Genomic DNA, 21240 nt, shown 5'->3' on the forward strand with positions numbered 1-21240 from the left:
AGTGTCCGCTCGGGCTTGCGCAAGGTCGGAGTCGGCTGCGCAGGAGGCGGTGACTTCTTGAGCGGATTCTGCTCGGAGACCCTCGCTAGTACGCGTTTCATCTCTTCCTGGTTCGCCTTTAGCTCCTCAATGGCCTTTGAACTGTCGCGGACCAGTTGTTGTTGGTTCGCCTTGAGCTCTTCGATGCTTCGCTCCAGATTCGCGAGATCGCGTGCTCACACGCGCAAGCTCTTCACCCGCGCGTGTGATCTGTCCGTAGGCGTGGGCGAGTCGTTCATCGGCGCGCGGGACCGGAGCATCGGGGGGCTGATTTGCCTTCGAAGTGGGTATGGAGTTCATTGGCGTTTCCTTTTCCGTCCAACGTCATCCCAAGGTTGAGGTCGACTGTTCGTCGGGTCGAACAGCCGCCAACGCCGCGTTTAGTCTTGTTCAAAGAATGGCCGTATGATGGAGAGAACGCTCGTCTGATGTTCGGACATCAGCGGAGCGGCTGGTCCGTTTCGTGCCATCGTCCGTTTCTGGCGCTGCTCAAGCCGTCGTCTTGTTGCGACCTTGGGCCTTAGCGCGCTCCGGCGAGGATCGTCGCACACCGGGACCCGGATGCACATGAACGGCCTTGGCGGTCAGCGGTTCACCGCATTCCGAGCAGACCATGACGGGATCGAACATCTTCTTGCAGCTCTTGTGTTCGTGCAGCAGCGGCCGACCGCGCGAGTCGACCATGTGGATGTTGCCCCAGTGCACGATTGACATGATGATCGGATAGAGGTCGAGACCCTTCTGCGTCAGGATATACTCGTAGCGCTTGGGCGCTTCCTGATAGGGGATTTTGCGAAGTACGCCAAAACGGACGAGCTTTTTCAGCCGGTCGGCGAGCAGGTGCCGGGTTATCCCGAGCGACGACTGAAACTCGTCGAACCTGCGGATCCGAAGAAAACATTCGCGCAGGATGAGCAGGCTCCAGCGGTCACCGATCACCGCCACGGTGCGCGCCAGCGAGCACGGCTCCTCTTCGAGGGCATCCCATTTCATCAACGTCTCCAGCAAATCTGCAGCGGCAAACAAATAAATTCTAAATTAGAACTCACGCCATTTCAATGGGATATCGCATTACCAGCCGATCAGCGGAAGATGGAATGATAAACATCATATTGACAGTTCTAAAATAGAACTCTATCGGTGGCGACAAGGTCAACCGGGCGGCGAGCAATTCTTCGCCCATCGAAGGGAAGGGCGTTCCATGGCTGCTCCGCTCAAGGTCGAGTTTCACTTCGATTTCGGCAGTCCCAACGCCTATCTCGCCGAACTGGCGCTGTCGGCGATCGAGCAGCGTACGGGCGTCAAATTTGATTACGTTCCGGTGCTGCTCGGCGGCGTCTACAAGGCGACCGGCAACATGTCGCCCGCCGAGTCGCTGCGCGGGATCAAGAACAAGCCTGAATACAATGCGCTTGAAACCGAGCGTTTTCTGCGCCGTCACAACATCGCGAAGTTCAAGTCGAACCCGTTCTTTCCGGTGAACACCCTGACGCTGATGCGCGGCGCCGTCGCAGCCGAGTTCGAGGGGCTGTTTGAACCCTATTTCCGCGCCGCCTATCACCACATGTGGGTCGAGCCCAAGAAGATGGACGATCCCCAGGTGTTTCGCGAAGCATTCCTGGCTTCCGGGCTCGACATCGATCGCATCGTCGCCCGTGCCCAGCAGGACGACGTCAAGAAGAAGCTGATCGAGAATACCAACAGCGCGGTGACGCGCGGCACGTTCGGTTCCCCGACCTTCTTCGTCGGCAACGAGATCTATTTCGGCAAGGACAGTCTGCGCGAGGTCGAGGACGAAATCCTGGCGCAGTTGGGCACGACGCAGCGCAAGACCGCGTGAACATACTTCAGGCTCCAGAGCGAATTGAGCCCGAAAAGGGCCTTGCAACGGGAGGTGTCATCGGTGGGTAGGCAGCAGCGTACAGTCGAGATCGTGAACATGTTGCCGCACCGTATCCATGAGGTGATGGATCCGCATGTTGCCGCCTCGCCGGATCGGACGGCGCTGATCGATGACAACGGCACGCTGACCTATCGCGAGCTCGATCGTGCGGTTGAGGGCACCGTGGACGCGCTGCGGGCGCTCGGCATCCGCGCCGGCGATCGCGTGATGCTCGTCAGCGAGAATTCGATTCCGCTCGCCTGTCTGCTGTTCGCCGCCAGCCGCCTCGATGCCTGGGCGATTGTTGCCAATCCGCGCCTTTCGCCCCGCGAACTCGACCAGATCAGGGACCACAGCGGCGCCCGGCGCATGTTCTTCACGGCTGGCGTCTCGGAAGAGGCGGCCGCGCACGCCGCGCGCTACGACGCGCCGGTGCAGGATGTCGGGACGCTGCGCGGCATCGGCGTTTCCGCGCTGAACAAGGCGACGCAGCCCGAGCCGGTCGAAGCCGACGGCGCACAACAGGTCGCGGTCCTGATCTACACCTCCGGCACCACCGGAGCGCCCAAGGGCGTCATGCTTACGCACCGGAACCTGCTGTTCTCGGCCAGGAGTACCGCGAGCTTGCGCAACATGACGGCGGAGGACGTACAGTATTGCGTCCTGCCGATCTCGCACATTGTCGGCATCTCGCTGTTGACGATGACGCTGATGGTCGGCGCGGTGACCCGGCTGGTCAGCAAGTACAGCCCGGCCGGACTCGCCAAGGCGCTGGCCGAGGAAGGCGTCACGATTCTCAACGGCGTGCCGGCCACCTATCAACGACTGCTGGAATACAAGCAGACGGCAGGCTTGCCGAAACTGGAGCGTGGCGCGCTGCGGCTGATGGGCGTCGCGGGGGCGCCGCTCGATCTCGAACTCAAGGTGCGCGTCGAGAAGGAACTCGGACTTCCCCTCTTCAACGCGTTCGGCATCACCGAATGCTCGCCCGGGATTTCCAGCGTTCGGCCGGAGGCGCCGCGCAACGACAACTCGGTCGGTCCCCTGATTTCGGGCATCGAGGCCCGAATCGTCGGGCACGACGGCGCCGCGGTGGCGAACGGCGAGATCGGCGAGCTGCATGTCCGCGGGCCCAACGTGATGCGCGGCTACTACCGCGCGCCTGATCTCACGGCGAAAGCGATCGATCCGGGCGGCTGGTTCAACACCGGTGACCTCGCGCGCTTCGAAGGCGATGCGCTGTTCATCGTCGGCCGCACCAAAGAGATGATCATCCGTTCCGGCTTCAACGTCTATCCGGCCGAGATCGAGGCGGTTCTGAGCACCCATTCCGACGTGGTGCAATGCGCCGTGGTCGGACGGCCGGTCGAGGGCAATGAAGAGATCGTAGCCTTCGTTCAGCTGCTGAAAGGCACCGGAGCTACCGCGCAGGACCTGATGGCTCATGTCGCGCCGCAGCTCACTTCCTACAAGCGGCCATCCGAGATCATCCTGATGGACGCGCTGCCCGCTACATCGACGGGCAAGCTCCTGAAACACAAATTGGCGGAGTCGCTGCGCAAATGAAGCGGGCGAGATCGCTTCACCCTTAGCAAATGCGGAGAATATCCTTGCAGAAGAGAAACAGAACAGTCGCGGTCATCGGCGCTGGCGATTTTATCGGCGGCGAGATTGCCAAGAAGTTCGCCTCCGAAGGCTTTACGGTGTTCGCCGGTCGCCGTAACGGCGACAAGCTCGCACCGCTCGTCAAGGATATCGAGGCCGCCGGCGGCGAGATCCATGCCCGTTCGCTCGACGCGCGCAAGGAAGAGGAGATCATCTCCTTTCTCAACGATGCCGACAAGCATGCACCGATGGAGGTCTGCATCTTCAACATCGGCGCCAACGTCAATTATCCAATCCTCGACACCACCGAGCGCGTGTTTCGAAAGGTCTGGGAGATGGCGTGCTACTCCGGCTTCCTGGCGGGTCGCGAGGCGGCGCGGCTGATGCTGCCGCGCGAGGGCGGCAAGATCTTCTTCACCGGCGCCACCGCGTCCTTGCGCGGCGGGAGCGGCTATGCCGCCTTTGCCAGCGCCAAGTTCGGCCTGCGCGCCGTGGCCCAGGCGATGGCACGTGAATTGGGTCCGAAAAACATCCATGTCGCGCATCTCATCATCGATTCCGGCGTCGATACCGAATGGGTTCGCCAGCGCCGCATCGAAGCGCTGGGACCGAACGCGCTCGACAATCCCGACCTGCTGATGCCGCCGTCGTCGGTCGCGACATCCTACTGGCAGCTCTACCAGCAGCCGAAAAGCGCCTGGACGTTCGAACTGGAAATCCGCCCATTCGGCGAGAAGTGGTAGGGAGCATCTGCGATGGAGCTCGCGCTTTCGCCTGAAGATGCCGCGTTCCGCGACGAGGTCCGTGCCTTCATCGCGGACAATTATCCGGCGGAGATGCGGGTTGCCAATCCAGAGACCGATTTGAGCAAGGAGCAGATGCTGCTGTGGCATCGCATCCTGCACAGGAAGGGCTGGATCGCTCCGCTCTGGCCGAAGGAATATGGCGGACCCGGCTGGCCGATAACCAGGCGTTTCATCTTCGAACAGGAGACGACGCGCGCCGGCACGATGCCGCCATTGGCCTTTAGCGTCACCATGGTCGGACCCGTCATCTACACCTTTGGCAATGAGGCGCAGAAAAAGAAGTTTCTGCCCCGCATATTGTCGGGCGAGGACTGGTGGTGCCAGGGCTATTCCGAGCCGGGATCGGGCTCCGACCTCGCCACCGTCCGCACCAAGGCGGTGCGTGACGGCGACCACTATATCGTCAACGGTCACAAGACCTGGACCACGCTGGCGCAGCACGCCGACTGGATCTTTTGTCTGGTCCGGACCGATCCGACTGCAAAACCGCAATCCGGTATTTCGTTCCTCCTGATCGACATGAAGTCGCCGGGCGTCACCGTGCGCCCGATCATCACCATCGACGGCTCGCACGAGGTCAATGACGTGTTCCTGGAAGATGTCCGGGTTCCCGTCGCGAACCTGATCGGTGAGGAGAACAAGGGCTGGACCTACGCGAAATTCCTGCTCGGCAACGAACGTACCAGCATGGCCGGCATTGGCCGTTCGACCCGCTACATCGACAGACTGAAGAAGATCGTGAAGGCTGAGATTCCGGTCGACGACCCCGCGCATCTCGAATTCGTCAAAGAAATCGCCCGCGTCGAACTCGACGTGTTGGCGCTGGAGGCGACCGAGCTGCGCGTCGTGGCGCAGATGGCACGCGGTATCGATCCAGGGCCGGCGGCATCGCTGTTCAAGATCCGTGGCACCGAAATCTTCCAGAACATCACCGAACTGACCCATCGCGCGATCGGCAATTACGGCCTGGCGATCCGCGAGCATCCGGTCAGCGCCAATCACTTCATGCCGGGACCGGACTACGGCCACACCGCGTCGGAAAAATACCTGAACTCGCGCAAGCTCAGCATCTACGGCGGATCGAACGAGATCCAACGCAACATCATCGCCAAGGCGGTACTCGGCCTCTAGAGCACGATCCGGAAAAGCGGGTACCGGTTTTCCGAAAAGGTCATGCTCGAACAAAAGATAGACCGGCAAACAGGGGAATCGGATGGATATCCAGTTCACGGAAGAGCAGGAACTGCTGCGATCCAGCGTCCAGCGCCTGTTGCGCGACCAGTATGACTTCAACGCGCGCCGCAAGATCGTCGCGAGCGAAGAAGGCTGGAGCCGCCAGCGATGGCAGGCGATCGCCGAACTCGGCCTGCTTGCTGCGCCGTTCTCCGAAGACGCCGGCGGGCTTGGCGGCGGACCGCTATCGACCATGATCATCATGCAGGAGTTCGGCCGTCATCTGGTGGTCGAGCCATTTGTCGAAACGGTCGTGCTCGCGGGTGGCCTGATCGAACGGCTCGGCTCCAGCGAACAGAAACAGGGCCTCATCCCCGGCATCATCGCCGGCGAGAAGACCTGGGCGCTGGCCTGGACCGAAAAGGGCGCGCGTTTCGACCTCGCCAATGTTGCGACCACGGCGCGCCGCGACGGCAAAGATTTTGTGCTGAGCGGCGAAAAGACCGTCGTCATCGCCGCACCCTGGGCGGACTATCTGATCGTCTCCGCCCGCACCTCCGGCCATCACCACGATCGCGGCGGCGTCAGCCTGTTCGTGGTCGATCGCCGTGCCGCCAATCTCGACCTGCAGAGCTTCAAGACCATCGACGGCCGCCGCGCCGCCGAGATCGGCCTGCGCGACGTCAGGGGACAATTGCTCGGCAGCGAAGGCGAGGGCGTGGCCGCGCTGGAAGCCGGTCGTGACCGCGTAATCGGCGCGCTCTGTGCGGAAGCGGTCGGCGCGATGGCCGAACTGAACTCGGCGACGCTGGAATACGCCAAGACCCGAAAACAGTTCGGCGCGACGATCGGCTCCTTTCAGGTGTTGCAGCACCGGATGGTCGACATGTTCATCGCGCACCAGGAAGCGCTTTCGCTGATGCAGCACCTCAGTCTCAGCCTGAACGCCGGCGAGACCGATATCTCGCGGCTCGCTTCCGGTGCCAAGTCGAAGATCGGTTATGCCGGCAGGTTCGTTGCCGACCAGGCGGTTCAGTTGCATGGCGGCATGGGCATGACCGACGAACTGAATGTCGGCCATTACTTCAAGCGGATTTCTTCCATCAACATCCAGTTCGGCGATCCCGCGTTCCATGTGTTGCGCTACGCGCAGCTCGATGCGGCCGCCTAAGCAGAGAGGCAAGCATGACCACAGGAGCAGTTATCGTTTCCACCGCCCGCACCGGCGTCGGCAAGGCCTATCGCGGCGCACTCAACAACACCGAAGGCCCGACCCTGGCCGGCCATGTGATCGCCGAAGCCGTGAAGCGCGCCGGCATCGCTCTCGGCGAGGTCGAGGACGTGGTGATGGGCTGCGCCATGCAGCAGGGCACCATGGTGATGAACGTCGCGCGCAAGGGCGCGATCCGCGCCGGCCTGCCGGTGACGGTCGCCGGCACCACCATCGACCGGCAGTGCGCCTCCGGCCTGCAGGCGATTGCGGTCGCCGCGCGTTCGGTGATTCATGATGGCGTTGAGATCGTGATCGGTGGTGGCATCGAGTCGATTAGCCTGGTGCAGAACGAGCACATGAACCGCTTCCATGCCGTCGACGACGAGTTGATGGCGATGAAGCCGGAAATGTACATGTCGATGCTGGAGACCGCCGAGGTCGTCGCCTCGCGCTACAACATCGGCCGCGATCGGCAGGACGAGTACTCGCTCGAATGCCAGCGCCGTGTCGGTGCGGCGCTGCAGGGTGGCCGTTTCAATGACGAGATCGTGCCGTTCACGACCAAAATGGCCGTCGTCAACAAGGACACCAAGGAGATTACCTATCAGCAGGTGACGCTGACCAAGGATGAAGGCCCGCGCCCCGACACGACGGCCGAAGGTCTTGCGAAGATCAAGCCGGTGTTCGAGGGCAAGACCATCAGCGCCGGCAACGCCAGCCAGCTCTCCGACGGCGCCTCGGCCTGCGTGATCATGAGCGACAAGATCGCAGCGCAAAAGGGCCTGAAGCCGCTCGGCATCTTCCGCGGCTTCGTCGCCGCTGGCGTCGAGCCGGATGAGATGGGGGTCGGCCCGGTGGTCGCGATCCCGCGGCTCTTGAAGCGGCACGGCCTGAAGATCGACGACATCGATCTCTGGGAGCTGAACGAGGCCTATGCGGTGCAGGTGATCTATTGCCGCGACAAGCTCGGCATCGACCCGGAAAAGCTCAACGTCAATGGCGGCTCGATCGCGATCGGGCACCCCTATGGCATGACGGGATCGCGGCTGACCGGCCACCTCCTGATCGAGGGCCGGCGGCGCAAGGCGAAATACGGCGTGGTGACCATGTGCATCGGCGGCGGCATGGGCGCAGCGGGCCTGTTCGAAATCGTCCACTGATCGGAAAAATGGAGTTTTCACGTGAAGACAGCAATCACTGAACTGTTCGGCATCCAGCATCCGATCATCCAGGGCGGCATGCACTATGTCGGCTTTGCCGAAATGGCCGCAGCGGTGTCGAATGCCGGCGGTCTTGGCATCATCACCGGCCTGACCCAGAAGACGCCGGAACTGCTCGCCAAGGAAATCGCCCGCTGCCGAGACATGACCGACAAGCCGTTCGGCGTGAACCTGACCTTCCTGCCGAGCTTCACCGCGCCGCCCTATCCGGAATATATCGCCGCGACCAGGGAAGGTGGCGTCAAGGCGGTCGAAACCGCCGGCCGCAGTCCCGAGCAATACATGCCGGCATTGAAAGCGGCCGGCATCAAGGTGATCCACAAATGCACCTCGGTGCGGCACTCGCTGAAAGCCGAGAAGATCGGCTGCGACGCCGTCAGCGTCGATGGCTTCGAGTGCGGTGGCCATCCCGGCGAGGACGACATTCCGAACATGATCCTGTTGCCGCGTGCCGCGGATGAACTGAAGATCCCGTTCGTCGCCTCGGGCGGCATGGCGGATGCCCGCAGCCTGGTCGCCGCGCTGTCCATGGGTGCCGCCGGCATGAACATGGGCACGCGCTTCATCGCCACCAAGGAAGCACCTGTTCATCCCAATGTGAAGAAGGCGCTGGTCGAGGCCAGCGAGCTCGACACCGCGCTGGTGATGCGCGCCCTGCGCAACACCGAGCGCGTGCTGAAGAACAAGGGCGTCGATCACCTCCTCGAGATCGAGCGCGAGAAGGGCGCCAGCCTGAAGATCGCTGATATCCACGAGCAGGTCGCGGGCGTGTATCCGAAGGTGATGCTCGACGGCGAAATGGATGCCGGCGCCTGGAGCTGCGGCATGGTGGTCGGGCTGATCCACGACATCCCGACGGTGAAGGAACTGATCGATCGCATCATGGCCGATGCCGAGCAGATCATCCGCCAACGTCTGGTCGGGTTCCTCGACGGCGTTGAACCGGCAAAGGCGATGAAGGTCGCATGACGTGAGCCGTGACCATCCGAACCTGACGGCCTGAGAAGCAAAGCGCACGGCTCGAACCGGCGCAAAGGGAGAGAGACATGAGTATCAGACTGGGTTTCGCGGCCGCATCTGTGGCCGCATCGCTGCTCGCGTCGTCAGCTCTGGCCGCCGACGAACCCGGCGTCACCGCGACGGAGATCAAGATCGGCGGGATATTCCCGTTCAGCGGTCCGGCGTCGTCGATCGGCCTGGTTGGCAAGGGCGTGGTGGCCTATGTGCAGTTGATCAACGATGGCGGCGGCATCAACGGCCGCAAGATCAACTACATCGCGATGGACGATGCCTATAGTCCGCCGAAAGCGGTAGAGCACGCCCGCAAGCTGGTCGAAAGCGACGAGGTATCGTTCATCTTCGGACAACTCGGCACACCCGGCAATTCGGCGACGGCGAAATATCTCAAGGGTAAAGGCGTTCCCTCGATCGCGATCGTCAGTGGCTCCAGCAAATTCACCGAGATCGCAGATTATCCGCTGACCACGACCGGTCTCGTCAGCTACCAGACCGAAGGAAGAATTTACGCCAAATTCCTCGACAAGGCCTTGCCCGGCGCAAAATATGCGATTCTTTTTCAAAACGACGATCTCGGCAAGGACTACGTCAGCGCCTTCAAATCGTTCCTGAAGGGAGAGTTCGACAAGCGTGTCGTCACCGCGGCCTATGAGGTGACCGAGCCGACCGTGGACTCCCAGGTCGTCAACCTCAAGAGCTCGGGTGCGGAGGCGCTGTTCATCGCCGGGACACCGAAATTCGCCGCGCAGGCAATCCGCAAGGTTGCCGAGATCGGCTGGAAAGCCAAGGTCATCGTCAACTTTCCGTCGGGTTCGATCGGCGGCACGTTGAAGCCGGCCGGCCTTGAGAATTCCACCGGCGTCATCGTCGGAACCATCAACAAGGATCCCACCGATGCGAAGTGGAGCGGCGACGAAGGCATCCAGGCTTACAAGGCGTTCTTTGCCAAGTACCTGCCGGGCGCGGATTTCGAGAACACCAGTTATCTCACCGGTTACATGCAGGGCATGATCCTTGAAGCGGTACTCCGGCAGTGCGGCGACGACCTTTCCCGAAAGAACATCGTCAAGCAGGCCAAATCGCTCAGTCACGTCGTGCTTCCCACCGCCTTTCCGGGAATCGAAGTGAACACCAGCGAAACCAGCAACATGATCTGGAGCCAGATGCAGTTGCAGCGCTGGAGCGGCAGCATCTGGGAACCGTTCGGCGGGATTTTGGACGCAAGCTCCGAGTGATGCAGGAGAGGATGGGGAGCCGTGAAGCACGGCCGAGCCCCCATCTCGCGGATTAATGGCATGAATGGAGAAGCAGCATGACTAAAGTCGGGTTTCATCAATATCCGCCGATGGACCAAGTGATCTTCGGAAAGCCTGCGGGCCAGGCCTTGCGCGAGGAGGCCGAGCGGCGCGATGCCAAGCGCGTGTTCCTCATCGTCAGCAAAACGCTGAACACGCAGACCGACGAGATCGAGAAGATCCGCAGCGCGCTCGGCGGCAGATATGCCGGTACCTTTGACGGCGTTCCGCAGCATACGACGCGTGCGTCGGCCGTTACGGCGACGGCGGCGGCTGCCGCGGCGAAAGCGGATTTGATCGTCGCCGTGGGAGGCGGATCCGTCGTCGATGCGGCCAAGATCGTCCTGATGTGCCTTGAACACAATATCACCGACGAATCCGGCCTCGATGGATTCGAGTTGGTCTCGACGCCGGAGGGGCCGCGGCCCGGACCATTTCGCGTGCCGAAGATAAGGATGATCGCGATCCCCAGCACGCTGTCGGGTGGAGAGTATAACTCCGGAACGCTGGTGACGGACTCGCGCAGGAAGCTGAAGCAGATATTCAGTCATCCCATGATGATGCCGCTGTCGATCATCCTGGATCCCCAGATCACGCGGCATACCCCGCAGACGCTGTGGCTCGGATCCGGGACGCGCGCGATGGACCACGGGATCGAAGCAATTTGCTCGCCGGGAGGCAACCCGCTGGTGGAAAGTGTGTGCCTGCGAGGTCTGCGGTACCTGCATGATGGCCTGTTGGCCACGAAGGAAAACCCGGACGATCTGGAAGCCCGGCAATTTTGCCAGCTTGGCTCCTGGATGTCCGCCTTCGGCTTGCAATGCCGCGTTCCGATGGGCGCAAGCCATGCGATCGGACACGTGCTGGGCGGTACTTGCGATGTTCCGCACTATCTTTGTACAGCCGTCATGATGCCGAGCGTGCTGAAATACAATCAACCGGTAACGGACGAAGCGCAAAAGCGAATCGCCGAGGCATGGCGCGCGCCGGACGCCAGGGCCAGCGATACCTTCGCCCGGTTCATCGGTCGACTGGAACTGCCCGGCCATCTTTCGGAGGTCGGCGTGACCAAGGACAAGTTTGAACTGATCGGCCGCAACGCGATGCTGTCGGTATTCGCCCGAGCGAACCCGAGGACCATCAAGGGTCCGGAAGATATCGTCGAGATTCTCAGGCTTGCTGCATAGAGGCGCATTCAGCGCGAAGCATCGATCGTCAGACAGGAGCAACGGCCGCATGACCCTTCACCAATCTCCAGATGCCCTCTCTGAAGGCCCCAAATTCGCGCCACGTGAAATCCGGATCGAGAAACGCCCCGACGGGACGCTCGTCCTGCGGTCCCCGATCGCGTTCGAGGACCCGCAATGGTCGATCCTGGATTTCATTCCGGAATGGGCGGAGAGGGCGCCGCAACGGGTATTCCTTGCCCAGCGCGGCCGCGACGGCGAGTGGCAGGAGATCACCTACGCCGAACTATGGCAACGCGTGCAATCGGTCGGGCAGGCCATGATCGATCTCGGCGCCAGGCGCGGCGACAGATTGGCGATCCTCTCCGGCAATTCGATCGAGCATGCGATCGTGATGTTCGCGGCGATGTCGGTCGGGGTCGTCGCCGCTTCGATATCACCGAACTATTCACTGATGCCAGGCGGACTGGCTCGCCTGCAGGATATCGCAACGCTGCTGCAGCCTTCTCTCGCCTTCGTGCAGGACAGTGAGGTCTTTTCGGGCGCACGCAAGATTCCGGAGCTTGCGTCCGCGATCTGGATTGCGGCCGATCAAAAGCCCGGAACCGTTTCAATCCAGTCGCTCTACTCGACGACCCCCGGCGCGGAGTTCGAGCAGGCCGTTCGTTCGATCGACAAGGAGGCCGCCGCAAAAATCCTGTTCACCTCGGGTTCGACGGGGCTGCCGAAGGGTGTGATCAACACGCACAAAATGATGGCAAGTTCGCTGCAGATGGGTGCGTTGCTGGTATCGCCCCGCGAGGCACCGGTGCAGGTCGAGTGGCTTCCGTGGCATCACACGATGGGAAGCAACGTCATCCTGAACGGCATTCTGAAACATGGCGGCACGCTCTATATCGACGAGGGGCGTCCGGTCCCGCAATTGTTTCACAAGACGATTGCCAATCTGAAGGACGTATCGCCGACCGCCATGTTCAACGTGCCGGCGGGATACACGCTGCTGTGCGAAGCCCTCGAAACCGATCCGGATTTGCGGACCAGTTTTTTCCGGCAACTCGACCGGATGAGTTACGCCGGCGCGGCGATATCGCGGACCACGCTCGACAAGCTCTATCAGTTGGCGAAGGCCGAAACAGGCAGGCCGATTCCGGTGATGTCCGGGTACGGTGCCACCGAAACGGCTCCCACGATCAGCACCACGCACTGGGCGACCGACACGCCGGGCGAGTTGGGACTTCCGGCTCCGGGGGTGGAATTGAAGCTCATCCCCGCCGGCGACACTTATGAGGCCCGCGTGCGTGGCCCGAATGTGACGCCAGGTTACCTCGGCCGGCCGGATCTGACGTTGGCGGCGTTTGACGATGAGGGTTTCTATCGGGTCGGCGACACCATATCCTTTATCGATCCTGCCAACCCAGGTCGCGGACTTCGCTTCACCGGCCGGGTTTCCGAAAATTTCAAGCTCGCCAACGGGACATGGGTGGCCGTCGGCAGTCTGCGAGCCGCACTGCTGGCGGCCACGCACGGCGTCTTGCAGGACATCGTCATTGCCGGCGAAAATCGTCACTCATGCGCCGTGCTGGGCTGGCTAAATCCAGTCATGGCCAGGAAGCACGCTGCCAATCCCGATGGCAATCTCAACTGCGACCCGGGCGTGATCGCAGTTCTCCAGCAGAGCCTTCGGCTTTACAATGCCGGTGTCGGAAGCAGCGAGCGCATCTGCGCCCTGACGCTGCTCGAAGAGCCGCCTTCGCTGGCGGCCGGCGAGATCACGGACAAAGCCTACGTCAATCAACGCGCCGTCCTGATCAATCGGGCGGCGCAGATGGAACTTGTCTATTCGTCCGAGCCGTGTGGCCAGGTGGTGGTCATTTAGGAGACAACGAGATATCCCGGCTTCGGCAGTCGAAACAGGAGCGGTTGAGATGGCAAACGATCGGATCGAAATCGACACCGGAACCGGCGAGTTGTTGTGCGAAATCCGCGACCGCGTCGCGGTCATCACGCTCAACCGCCCCGAGGCGCGCAACGCGCTCTCCGACCATCTGACGCCGGCCCTGCGACGGATGATCAAGCGATGCGGCGATGACCCTGCCGTCGGTGCGCTGCTGATCACGGGTGCCGGCAATGCCTTTTGCGCCGGCGGCGATGTCAAGGGCATGGGTGGCAATTCCAACAAAGCCGAAATGCCGTTCGAAGAACGCGTCGCCGACTTGCGGACCAAGCAGCGCACCTTGACCGGCGCGCTGGTAGCGGTGAGGAAACCGACGATTGCAGCACTTCCAGGTCCCGCGGCGGGCGCGGGGATGGCGCTCGCGCTTGCCTGCGATATTCGCGTTGTCGGCGAATCCGCGATCATGTCCACCGGATACGCCCGCATCGGGTTGACGGGCGATTACGGTGTCGCGTGGTTACTGACCCGGTTGGTCGGAACCTCGCGCGCGAGGGAACTGATGTTCCTGTCGGAAAGGATCGATGCCCGCCGCTGCGAGACACTCGGTCTCGTCAATCGCGTGGTGCCCGATACCGAGCTTCGCGAGGCCGCCTTTGCGCTCGCGAAATCGCTGGCCGAGGGGCCGTCGATCGCGCTGGCCCACATCAAGGACAACCTCGACCACGCCCTGAAGTCGGATTTTCTGGATTCAATGGATCAGGAAGCGGAAAACATGGTGCGGTCGTCGCGCACGGCCGATCACAAGGAGGCGGTGCGCGCCTTCATCGACAAGCGCAAGCCTGCGTTCGCAGGCCATTAGAGCCGTCTGGCCCGTTAGCTCACGCCGAATTTGATTGTGTTATATTATGAATGTCATCTAACATAATGAATTCAAGACCGAGCGTTCGGTGCCCAATGCTGTTGAAAACCCTGTCACGGCGATGCAAGTCTTTTGGAGGCGCCGATGCCTGACAAGCCGATTGCCATAGTCACAGGCGTCGGTCCGGGCACCGGCTCCGCGATTGTTCGGCGCTTCGCCGCAGAGGGATTTCGTGTCATTGCGCTGGCGCGCTCGCCGGATCGCATCCGCGCGCTGGAACAGGAACTCCCCGATACCCACGCGATGATCTGCGATGTCTCCAGCGAGAGCCAGGTCGCGGAAGTCGTTGCCGGCATCCGCAAATCATACGGCTCCCCGAGTGTCCTCATCCACAACGCGGTGGGAGGCGGGTGGGGAACATTTCTTGAGATCGAGCCGAAAATGCTCGATCGGAATTTCCAGGTGAACGTGATGGGACTGTTGTATCTGGCGCGCGAGGTGGCGCCGGACATGATCAAGGCAGGCAACGGCGCCATCCTCGTCACCGGCAACACATCCGCCATTCGAGGCAAGGCGAATTTTGCCGGCTTTGCCCCGACCAAGGCAGCCCAGCGCATTCTTTCGGAATCGATCGCGCGTGATCTCGGGCCACGCGGTATCCACGTCGCCTACGTCCTTATCGACGCGGTGATCGATGTGCCGCGAATGCGCGAACGTCTGCCAGCCGCGCCGGACGAGTTCTTTATCAAGCCGTCCGCAATCGCCGACGAACTGTGGCATCTCTACAAGCAGGACCGCTCGGCATGGTCCTTCCTCAGCGAGATTCGCCCATTCGGGGAAAAATGGTGAGCATGAGCATATGTGAGAGCCCGCCATGCGCTACGTGAAAGGCCACGGCCTGCAGACCCGGAACCGGATCGTCGAAAATGCTTCCCGTGCGCTTCGGCAAAGCGGTGCCGAGGGCATGAGCGTGGCCGACTTGATGAAGCTCGCGGGTCTCACGCATGGCGGCTTCTATTCTCATTTTGAATCACGCGAAGCGTTGGTCATCGACGCATTTACCCTGGCGATGGACCGAACGGTCGCTCAATGGATGAGCCTTACGAAAGCAATGCCGGTCGAGCAACGGTTTGAGGTCTTCGTTGAGGCTTATCTGACCCCGAAGCATCGGGATGATCGCGCACAGGGTTGCGTGCTGCCGGCGCTCGGAGCCGACATCGCCCGTTCAAGCAAGCAGGCGCGGCGCATATTTGCGCGGAAGCTCGACGAAATGATCGACGTGGTCGCCGGGTTCTTCCCGGGAGAACCACCGAAGCAGGCGCGCCAGATCGCGACCGCCGCGCTTGCAACCATGATGGGCTCGATCGCCCTCGCGCGTGCGGCCGGCAACGACAGGCTATCGGACGAGATTCTTGGCGCCGGCCGCCGGGCCCTGAGCGGCAGATCCGCGAGACGAAAATCACCGACGGCATCGAATGTTCGACGACCGAACAAAACCCGTAAGGAGACGAGCGATCATGACTGAACATGTGAAAACCGAGATCGACGCTGGCATCATGACATTGACGCTGGCCCGTGCCGACAAGAAGAATGCCCTGAGTAACGCCATGTATAGCGCGCTGTCGGATGGGCTGGAGCGCGCGGAGAAGGATCCGGCTATCCGTGTGGTCCTGTTCCAGGGCGACGGCGACAGTTTTACGGCCGGAAATGATGTTGCCGATTTCAGCGCCCAGGCCAATGGCAAGGACACTGGCGAGCCGCAGGCGCATCGGTTCGTCAGCAATCTCGGCAAGGCCACCCGTCCGCTCGTCGCCGCTGTGCAAGGCAACGCGGTGGGTGTCGGCACCACGATGCTACTCCATTGCGATTTGGTATTCCTGGCCGACACCGCAAAGCTGATGACGCCGTTCGTCAACCTGGCGCTGGTTCCGGAAGCCGCATCGAGCTGGCTGATGCCGGCGCGGATCGGGTACGTCCGTGCCTATGCGATGTTTGCGCTGGGAGAACCGCTCGACGCCGCCAGTGCGTTGGCCTGCGGTCTGGCCAACGCCGTGGTGCCGGTCGCCGATCTGCGCGCGAAGGCCCGGGCCGCGGCCGAAGCCCTGACCCAGCGGCCGGCCGGCTCACTGAACCACACCAAGGCGTTAATGCGCGACATGGACAAGATCGCCGCTCAAATCAGCCGGGAAGGCGCGTTGTTTCGCGAGCGTCTACAGACTAGCGAAGCCCGCGAGGCATTCGCGGCGTTTGCCGAGCGCCGCAAGCCTGACTTTTCGAAGTTTGCGGGATAGATCGCATTCCTCTGATTGCAAGCAAGGGGGCCATGCATACGTTGATCCATCCAGGTTTTGCGGCGGCTGACTGAAAGCAAGTAATCGGAGGTTTGTCGGTTATTGGATGGCCGCTTTTGGCGGATTTTGTTGCAAAAGTCGAAAATCGAATGACCGCAAAAATCTCGCAAGAGCTGATCTTCGGACTTCTCTGCTGCTGCATCGTTTTTCAGCGCCACTACTGAGACCCGTGATCGATTCTGGATGAAACGATATGGTCCCTCACGCCGCGGCGGGTAAAACGCCTCAGTGGCTCTAAGAATTTTTGTTCGCCACCCCAAATAGACTTCTGCAACAATATCGGCGCAAAGCCGACGTTCGCCGGTGTGCGGAGTGCCAGAACCGGTCTTTGCGTGCACTGTGTTAGGGCGGTGGGCCCGCGTTGCGACATCGGATTGCCGCGTTTCAGCGCGCTTTCAAGGGAAGGACAAAGATCTGGCCGGGATATATACGATTTGGATCTCGGATCCGGTCTCGGTTCGCTTTGTAAATGACCGCGTATCGCGTGCCCACGCCGTAGGTGACATGGCTGATGCGCCACAGGCTGTCGCCACGAGATACGACCGTGGTCGCAATCTTGGGCCCGACCACGGGGGACGATGAGCCTCCATCTGACAGACGGGCGGCAGCAGTTGCGCGCGGCAGCTCTGAAACAGCAACGTCCTGCCGCTTCGCAATATGCAGAGGAGGCTGGGAGAGCAGGCGCGCTTGAGACGACCTAGTGGCGCGATCCAGGGATAATCGATTTGTCGCCGCCGTCTCTGGAACATTGAACGGCACGTCAGCGCGCGATCGGTTCACGTCGACCACGACGCCTTGTTTGGATGTTGCCATCGTGCCGTCGGGCAATCTGGACCTCAACCTCAGCTCGTAATCCCCAAGCGGCAGGCGGGGAGGGACCATAACGAATTGTCCAGATTGATCTGCTGTCGCTCCATCAAGGCGCTCGCCGTTTCGCAACAGTTCCACAATCGCGCCTGGCGCTGCCCTGCCAGCGATGACTGCGTCGCCCGTTCGCTCAATGCGGGCGATGTCGAAAACGGGCACAGACCCGTCGGTGACCGGCGGGGGTGGCGAAACGGCAAGTTCAGCTGCCACGGCGTTTGCGTCAGCTTGCGCTGTTGCGAGCGCCGCCGAACTCTCATCTCGAGCGCTCGATGCAGGTGACGAAACCGTTGGCGCCGCGGTTGCGGCGCCCGTTTCAACCGGCGGCTCGCGCCGTATGTGCGTGATGCCGAAGACAAGTGCTGCACCACATGCTGCAACAAGCGCGAGAGACGGCACAACTGTTCGGCTCATCGATGTGGCCGTCATTTTACGCGATCCTCAGCCAGATCGTCACCGGCTGACCCTGCGCTGATTTTTTCCACTCATCAAGTCCGACCAACCGGATATTCTATCGGTCAGTTCTGCTGACCAATGCACATCGTGGAGAAACGCGGATAGATAGACCGTGTGAGCCCTCGCGACCTGTGCAGAAGCTTGACGTCTGCCGGTGGCGCAAGGCAGACCCGTGCGTCTGCTGTCAAAGGCCGTTGTCGGTTCTTGCGCTGGCTCTCACGCAAGGAGTGCAGCTATGCCTCGTTCAAAGCCTGCGCGATGTCCGCGATCAGATCGGACGGGTGTTCGATGCCGATCGACAGCCGGATCGTGGAGTCGAGAACGCCTATCTTTTGGCGGATGTCAGCCGGAACGCCGGAGTGGGTCATGCTTGCGGGCAGGCTGGCAAGCGACTCGGTGCCGCCCAGGCTCACCGCCAGCTTGAAGAGTTGCAGCGCGTTCAAGAATTTGAATGCGGCGGCTTGGCCTCCGACAATGTTGAACGAGAACGTGGAGCCCGCGCCGGTGCATTGCCTCGCAAACAGACGGCCGGCGGGGGAGGCCTCTTCGTGGTGAGCAAGATAATGGACCTTCGCGACCTTGGTGTGGTCGCGCAGGTAATCCGCCACGAGCCGCGCGTTTCTGTCAGCTTTTTCCATGCGGATGCTCAGTGTTTCGAGCGACCGGCTGATCATCCAGCAGGAATGGGGGTCCAGTTGGGTGCCGATGGCGCCTCGCAACGCTTTGATGTCTTTCATGAGGGCTCTTGAGCCGAGCGCAGCGCCCGCGATCAGGTCGGAATGACCGCCGATATATTTGGTTAGCGAGTACAACGAAAGATCCGCGCCGTGTTCGATCGGCCGCTGAAACACTGGCCCCAGCAGCGTATTGTCGCAGGCGACGATCGGCGTGTGCCCCTGAGCCTGGCCGATCATCTCGGCGACGCGGCGGACCATCGCGATATCGACCAGGCCGTTGGTCGGAGTTGCGGGGGTTTCGATGAAGATCACCACCACCCGGCCCTTTCGCATGGCATCCTCCGCCGCCAGCCTTACGGCAGATTCGTCGATGCCGTCGGCAAAGCCCACGGCGCCGATGGAGAGGCCCGCAAGCGTCTTCGCAAGCAGAGTTTCCGTCCCGCCATAGAGCGGTTGAGAGTGCAGAATGACGTCGCTAGGGCGGGCGAACGCGAGAATCGTGGTCGCAATCGCCGCCATGCCGGACGAGAACAGCGCGCATTTCTCGGTGCGCTCGTAGACAGAGAGCCTGTCCTCGACGATCTCGCTGTTGGGATGATTGAACCGCGAATAAACCAGGCCCGCACTCATCCCCTCGGGAGGCTCGCGCCGACCCGAGACGAAATCGAAGAAGTCCTGTCCGTCTTCGGCGGTCCTGAAGACGAAGGTCGAGGTCAGAAAGACCGGTGGTTTGGCGGCTCCTTCCGACAGTTGCGGATCGTAGCCGTAGTTCAGCATGAGCGTTTCGGGATGCAGCATGTGGTTGCCGATGTGGGTCTTCGACGGAAACGGTTTCACCATGGCCTGCCTCGCTGTCTTGATTCGGAACGTTGCCCTGCGTTGGGGTCTTCCGCAATGACGATGCGGTCAGGAACGGTGGATGCGACGGCATCCAACGGCTCCAGTCAACGTTGCCAGTATCAGCGTAGCAACATCCGGAACTGATTTCACCGCGCCCGAGGCTGATTTCGCAGCGCTCATCTGGGCTGCTGGCTTCTGTCCTGGGAGATCACATTGTCACGTGGGAGCGGCAGGAGCGCCTGGTCCGCTCCTGGCGCGTAAGCGATCACCGGCATGACGCCGGTCGTCGACGATCAGAGCTCGATCTGCTCGGCGATATTTAGAGCGTCATCCACCTCGATCCCGAGATATCGGACGGTGCTCTCCAGCTTCGAATGGCCCAGGAGGAGTTGCACAGCGCGCAGGTTGCCAGTCTTACGATAGATCTGGGCAGCCTTCGTGCGCCGGATCGAGTGCGTGCCATAAAAGGTCGACTCTAAGCCGATGCTTTCAACCCAGCGATGCACCAGCCGGGCATATTGGCGAGTGGATATGTGGGGTCTTGCATGAAGTCGACTTGGGAAGAGATATCGGGAGCCAGTGGTCCCGAGCATCGGTAACCAGGCTTCAACGGAGCTCCTCGACTGCTCCGTGATCTCGAACTGGACTGGTCGACCTGTCTTCTTTTGCACGATCGTTGCTCGGTGCCGCACCTTTGCTCCTGAACAAATGTCGTTTAATCGAAGTTTGACCAGGTCGCAGGCGCGAAGCTTGCTGTCGATCGCCAAGTTAAAGATGACAAGGTCGCGCCACGATCGTGAGATTTCCAGGCGAACGCGAATGGACCAGACGTGCTTCGGTTCGAGAGGTTTTTTCTGGCCGATGAGCAATCCCTTATTCCAAGGTCGTTGGTCTCTGCCGACAGGACGTACAAGCATGGGGGCTCCTCCGCCACCCCGCCCTCCGCGTCGCTCTATCGCGAGCGTATTATTTATGACGACTGAGCAGTCTGGCTCTCCCCAAAAAGAATTCGCGACCGACCACTTCTGGCGCAAAGCGGTCTTCCACCAAATTGTGCCTTCAAAAATAATATTGAAGATAGCCAAAAAGCATACCGCTTCGTGGCTTTCGACCGTAGGTTCACAACCGCTCGGCCGAGCACCGAGGTCAATGTTGAATGTTTTCAATGATATCGAAGAGCGGGTAGGGAGGATTGGTGATCACCGCTCATGCTAAGATGGCCGAGGCCCGCTCCACGGTCTCGACCATCAAGATTAGAAAACGTCAGTCGTTTATGAGCAATACGGTCGGCAGCCGGAGCGTGCTTCGGCGGCTTTCGCCTCCCGCTCGATCCGTTTGACCTGAACGATGTCAATGCCAGCGCGGACCTCCTGGCGGGCAGCGTCTCGCTTGATCCGGGCGTCGCGTAGCGAGACGTCCTTCAACGGGCCCAAGCCGTGCCAACGTTCCTTGCCAGCGAACCAGTAGCGATATGACCGGTTTCGAGCCGTTGCACTGGCGACGACGAGGTAAAGGCCGTCGCCGTCTGGATATTTCCCCGGCGTGATCTGGCGAGCGACTTCCAAAGGCGTAAGTTTTCCAGCCATCGCTGTTCCTCCGAAAAGCGTCCGCCAAACTCACGGTGGAAAACCACGGTCGACGCTTTGATTAGGGAGAACACTGGAGAACATCCAAGTACAGCGTTCTAACTCAAAGCACTGAAATTACTGTGGATTTCGAACAATGGCGAACAAGGGAGGACAGTATACTGGCGGAAGGGGTGGGATTCGAACCCACGGTACCCTTGCAGGCACGCCGGTTTTCAAGACCGGTGCCTTAAACCACTCGGCCACCCTTCCGTTGCAGCGACATCAAGCACTTAG

At 61.2% G+C, this 21240-nt stretch carries 19 protein-coding genes and 1 tRNA gene; 14 read left to right on the forward strand and 6 right to left on the reverse strand.

Going from position 1 to position 21240, the window contains the following annotated elements; translation table 11 throughout:
* Positions 1-528 precede the first annotated feature (528 nt).
* A complete protein-coding gene (locus tag FFI89_RS17755) occupies positions 529-1032 on the reverse strand; it encodes a helix-turn-helix domain-containing protein (protein WP_138838739.1) in 504 nt (167 codons plus the stop codon).
* Between the two features lie 208 nt (positions 1033-1240).
* On the opposite strand from FFI89_RS17755, the gene FFI89_RS17760 reads away from it, so the two are divergent.
* From FFI89_RS17760 to FFI89_RS17825, 14 genes are all read left to right on the forward strand, one after another.
* Entirely contained in the window at positions 1241-1879 is a 639-nt protein-coding gene (locus FFI89_RS17760; RefSeq protein WP_138838741.1) for a 2-hydroxychromene-2-carboxylate isomerase, read from the forward strand.
* A 63-nt stretch (positions 1880-1942) separates the two neighbouring features.
* Positions 1943-3487, forward strand: a complete 1545-nt coding sequence (locus FFI89_RS17765) for a class I adenylate-forming enzyme family protein (protein ID WP_371721298.1) — start codon at positions 1943-1945, stop codon at positions 3485-3487.
* 44 nt (positions 3488-3531) lie between these two features.
* On the forward strand, positions 3532-4269 hold the full coding sequence (locus tag FFI89_RS17770) for an SDR family oxidoreductase (RefSeq protein ID WP_138838743.1): 738 nt from the start codon (positions 3532-3534) through the stop codon (positions 4267-4269).
* 12 nt (positions 4270-4281) lie between these two features.
* Complete coding sequence (locus tag FFI89_RS17775) at positions 4282-5463, forward strand: acyl-CoA dehydrogenase family protein (RefSeq protein ID WP_138838745.1); 1182 nt, start codon at positions 4282-4284, stop codon at positions 5461-5463.
* Positions 5464-5545: 82 nt separating this feature from the next.
* Positions 5546-6676, forward strand: coding sequence for an acyl-CoA dehydrogenase family protein (locus FFI89_RS17780; protein ID WP_138838747.1), 1131 nt, complete (start codon positions 5546-5548; stop codon positions 6674-6676).
* 14 nt (positions 6677-6690) lie between these two features.
* Positions 6691-7878: an acetyl-CoA C-acyltransferase gene (locus FFI89_RS17785; protein WP_138838749.1), complete on the forward strand. Its 1188-nt coding sequence runs from the start codon at positions 6691-6693 to the stop codon at positions 7876-7878.
* A 21-nt stretch (positions 7879-7899) separates the two neighbouring features.
* A complete protein-coding gene (locus tag FFI89_RS17790; RefSeq protein WP_138838751.1) occupies positions 7900-8907 on the forward strand; it encodes a nitronate monooxygenase family protein in 1008 nt (335 codons plus the stop codon).
* A 77-nt stretch (positions 8908-8984) separates the two neighbouring features.
* A complete protein-coding gene (locus FFI89_RS17795; RefSeq protein ID WP_138838753.1) occupies positions 8985-10190 on the forward strand; it encodes an ABC transporter substrate-binding protein in 1206 nt (401 codons plus the stop codon).
* Between the two features lie 77 nt (positions 10191-10267).
* Positions 10268-11437 carry an iron-containing alcohol dehydrogenase gene (locus FFI89_RS17800; protein WP_138838755.1) on the forward strand — a complete coding sequence of 390 codons (1170 nt, stop codon included), beginning with the start codon at positions 10268-10270 and terminating at the stop codon, positions 11435-11437.
* 49 nt (positions 11438-11486) lie between these two features.
* A complete protein-coding gene (locus FFI89_RS17805; RefSeq protein WP_138838757.1) occupies positions 11487-13313 on the forward strand; it encodes an AMP-binding protein in 1827 nt (608 codons plus the stop codon).
* Between the two features lie 49 nt (positions 13314-13362).
* Complete coding sequence (locus FFI89_RS17810) at positions 13363-14190, forward strand: enoyl-CoA hydratase-related protein (protein ID WP_138838759.1); 828 nt, start codon at positions 13363-13365, stop codon at positions 14188-14190.
* A gap of 144 nt (positions 14191-14334) precedes the next feature.
* Complete coding sequence (locus tag FFI89_RS17815) at positions 14335-15039, forward strand: SDR family NAD(P)-dependent oxidoreductase (protein ID WP_138838761.1); 705 nt, start codon at positions 14335-14337, stop codon at positions 15037-15039.
* A gap of 25 nt (positions 15040-15064) precedes the next feature.
* Positions 15065-15715: a TetR/AcrR family transcriptional regulator gene (locus FFI89_RS17820; protein WP_138838763.1), complete on the forward strand. Its 651-nt coding sequence runs from the start codon at positions 15065-15067 to the stop codon at positions 15713-15715.
* Positions 15708-16481, forward strand: coding sequence for an enoyl-CoA hydratase-related protein (locus FFI89_RS17825; RefSeq protein ID WP_138838765.1), 774 nt, complete (start codon positions 15708-15710; stop codon positions 16479-16481). The genes FFI89_RS17820 and FFI89_RS17825 overlap by 8 nt, the downstream gene beginning before the upstream one ends.
* 444 nt (positions 16482-16925) lie before the next feature.
* On the opposite strand, the gene FFI89_RS17830 is transcribed toward FFI89_RS17825, so the two are convergent.
* The 5 genes from FFI89_RS17830 to FFI89_RS17850 all read right to left on the reverse strand — a co-directional run bounded on the left by FFI89_RS17830 (position 16926) and on the right by FFI89_RS17850 (position 21216).
* Positions 16926-17834, reverse strand: coding sequence for a LysM peptidoglycan-binding domain-containing protein (locus FFI89_RS17830; RefSeq protein ID WP_138830079.1), 909 nt, complete (start codon positions 17832-17834; stop codon positions 16926-16928).
* A 260-nt stretch (positions 17835-18094) separates the two neighbouring features.
* Positions 18095-19378: a cystathionine gamma-synthase family protein gene (locus FFI89_RS17835; protein ID WP_138830078.1), complete on the reverse strand. Its 1284-nt coding sequence runs from the start codon at positions 19376-19378 to the stop codon at positions 18095-18097.
* 293 nt (positions 19379-19671) lie between these two features.
* Entirely contained in the window at positions 19672-20295 is a 624-nt protein-coding gene (locus FFI89_RS17840; RefSeq protein WP_144642451.1) for a tyrosine-type recombinase/integrase, read from the reverse strand.
* 354 nt (positions 20296-20649) lie between these two features.
* The gene (locus FFI89_RS17845; protein ID WP_138838773.1) at positions 20650-20964 is read right to left on the reverse strand and encodes an Arm DNA-binding domain-containing protein; all 315 of its coding nucleotides are present in this window, start codon (positions 20962-20964) and stop codon (positions 20650-20652) included.
* 162 nt (positions 20965-21126) lie between these two features.
* Positions 21127-21216 (reverse strand) — tRNA-Ser (locus FFI89_RS17850).
* Positions 21217-21240 lie beyond the last annotated feature (24 nt).

The organism is Bradyrhizobium sp. KBS0727, from assembly GCF_005937885.2.
Lineage (GTDB): Bacteria > Pseudomonadota > Alphaproteobacteria > Rhizobiales > Xanthobacteraceae > Bradyrhizobium.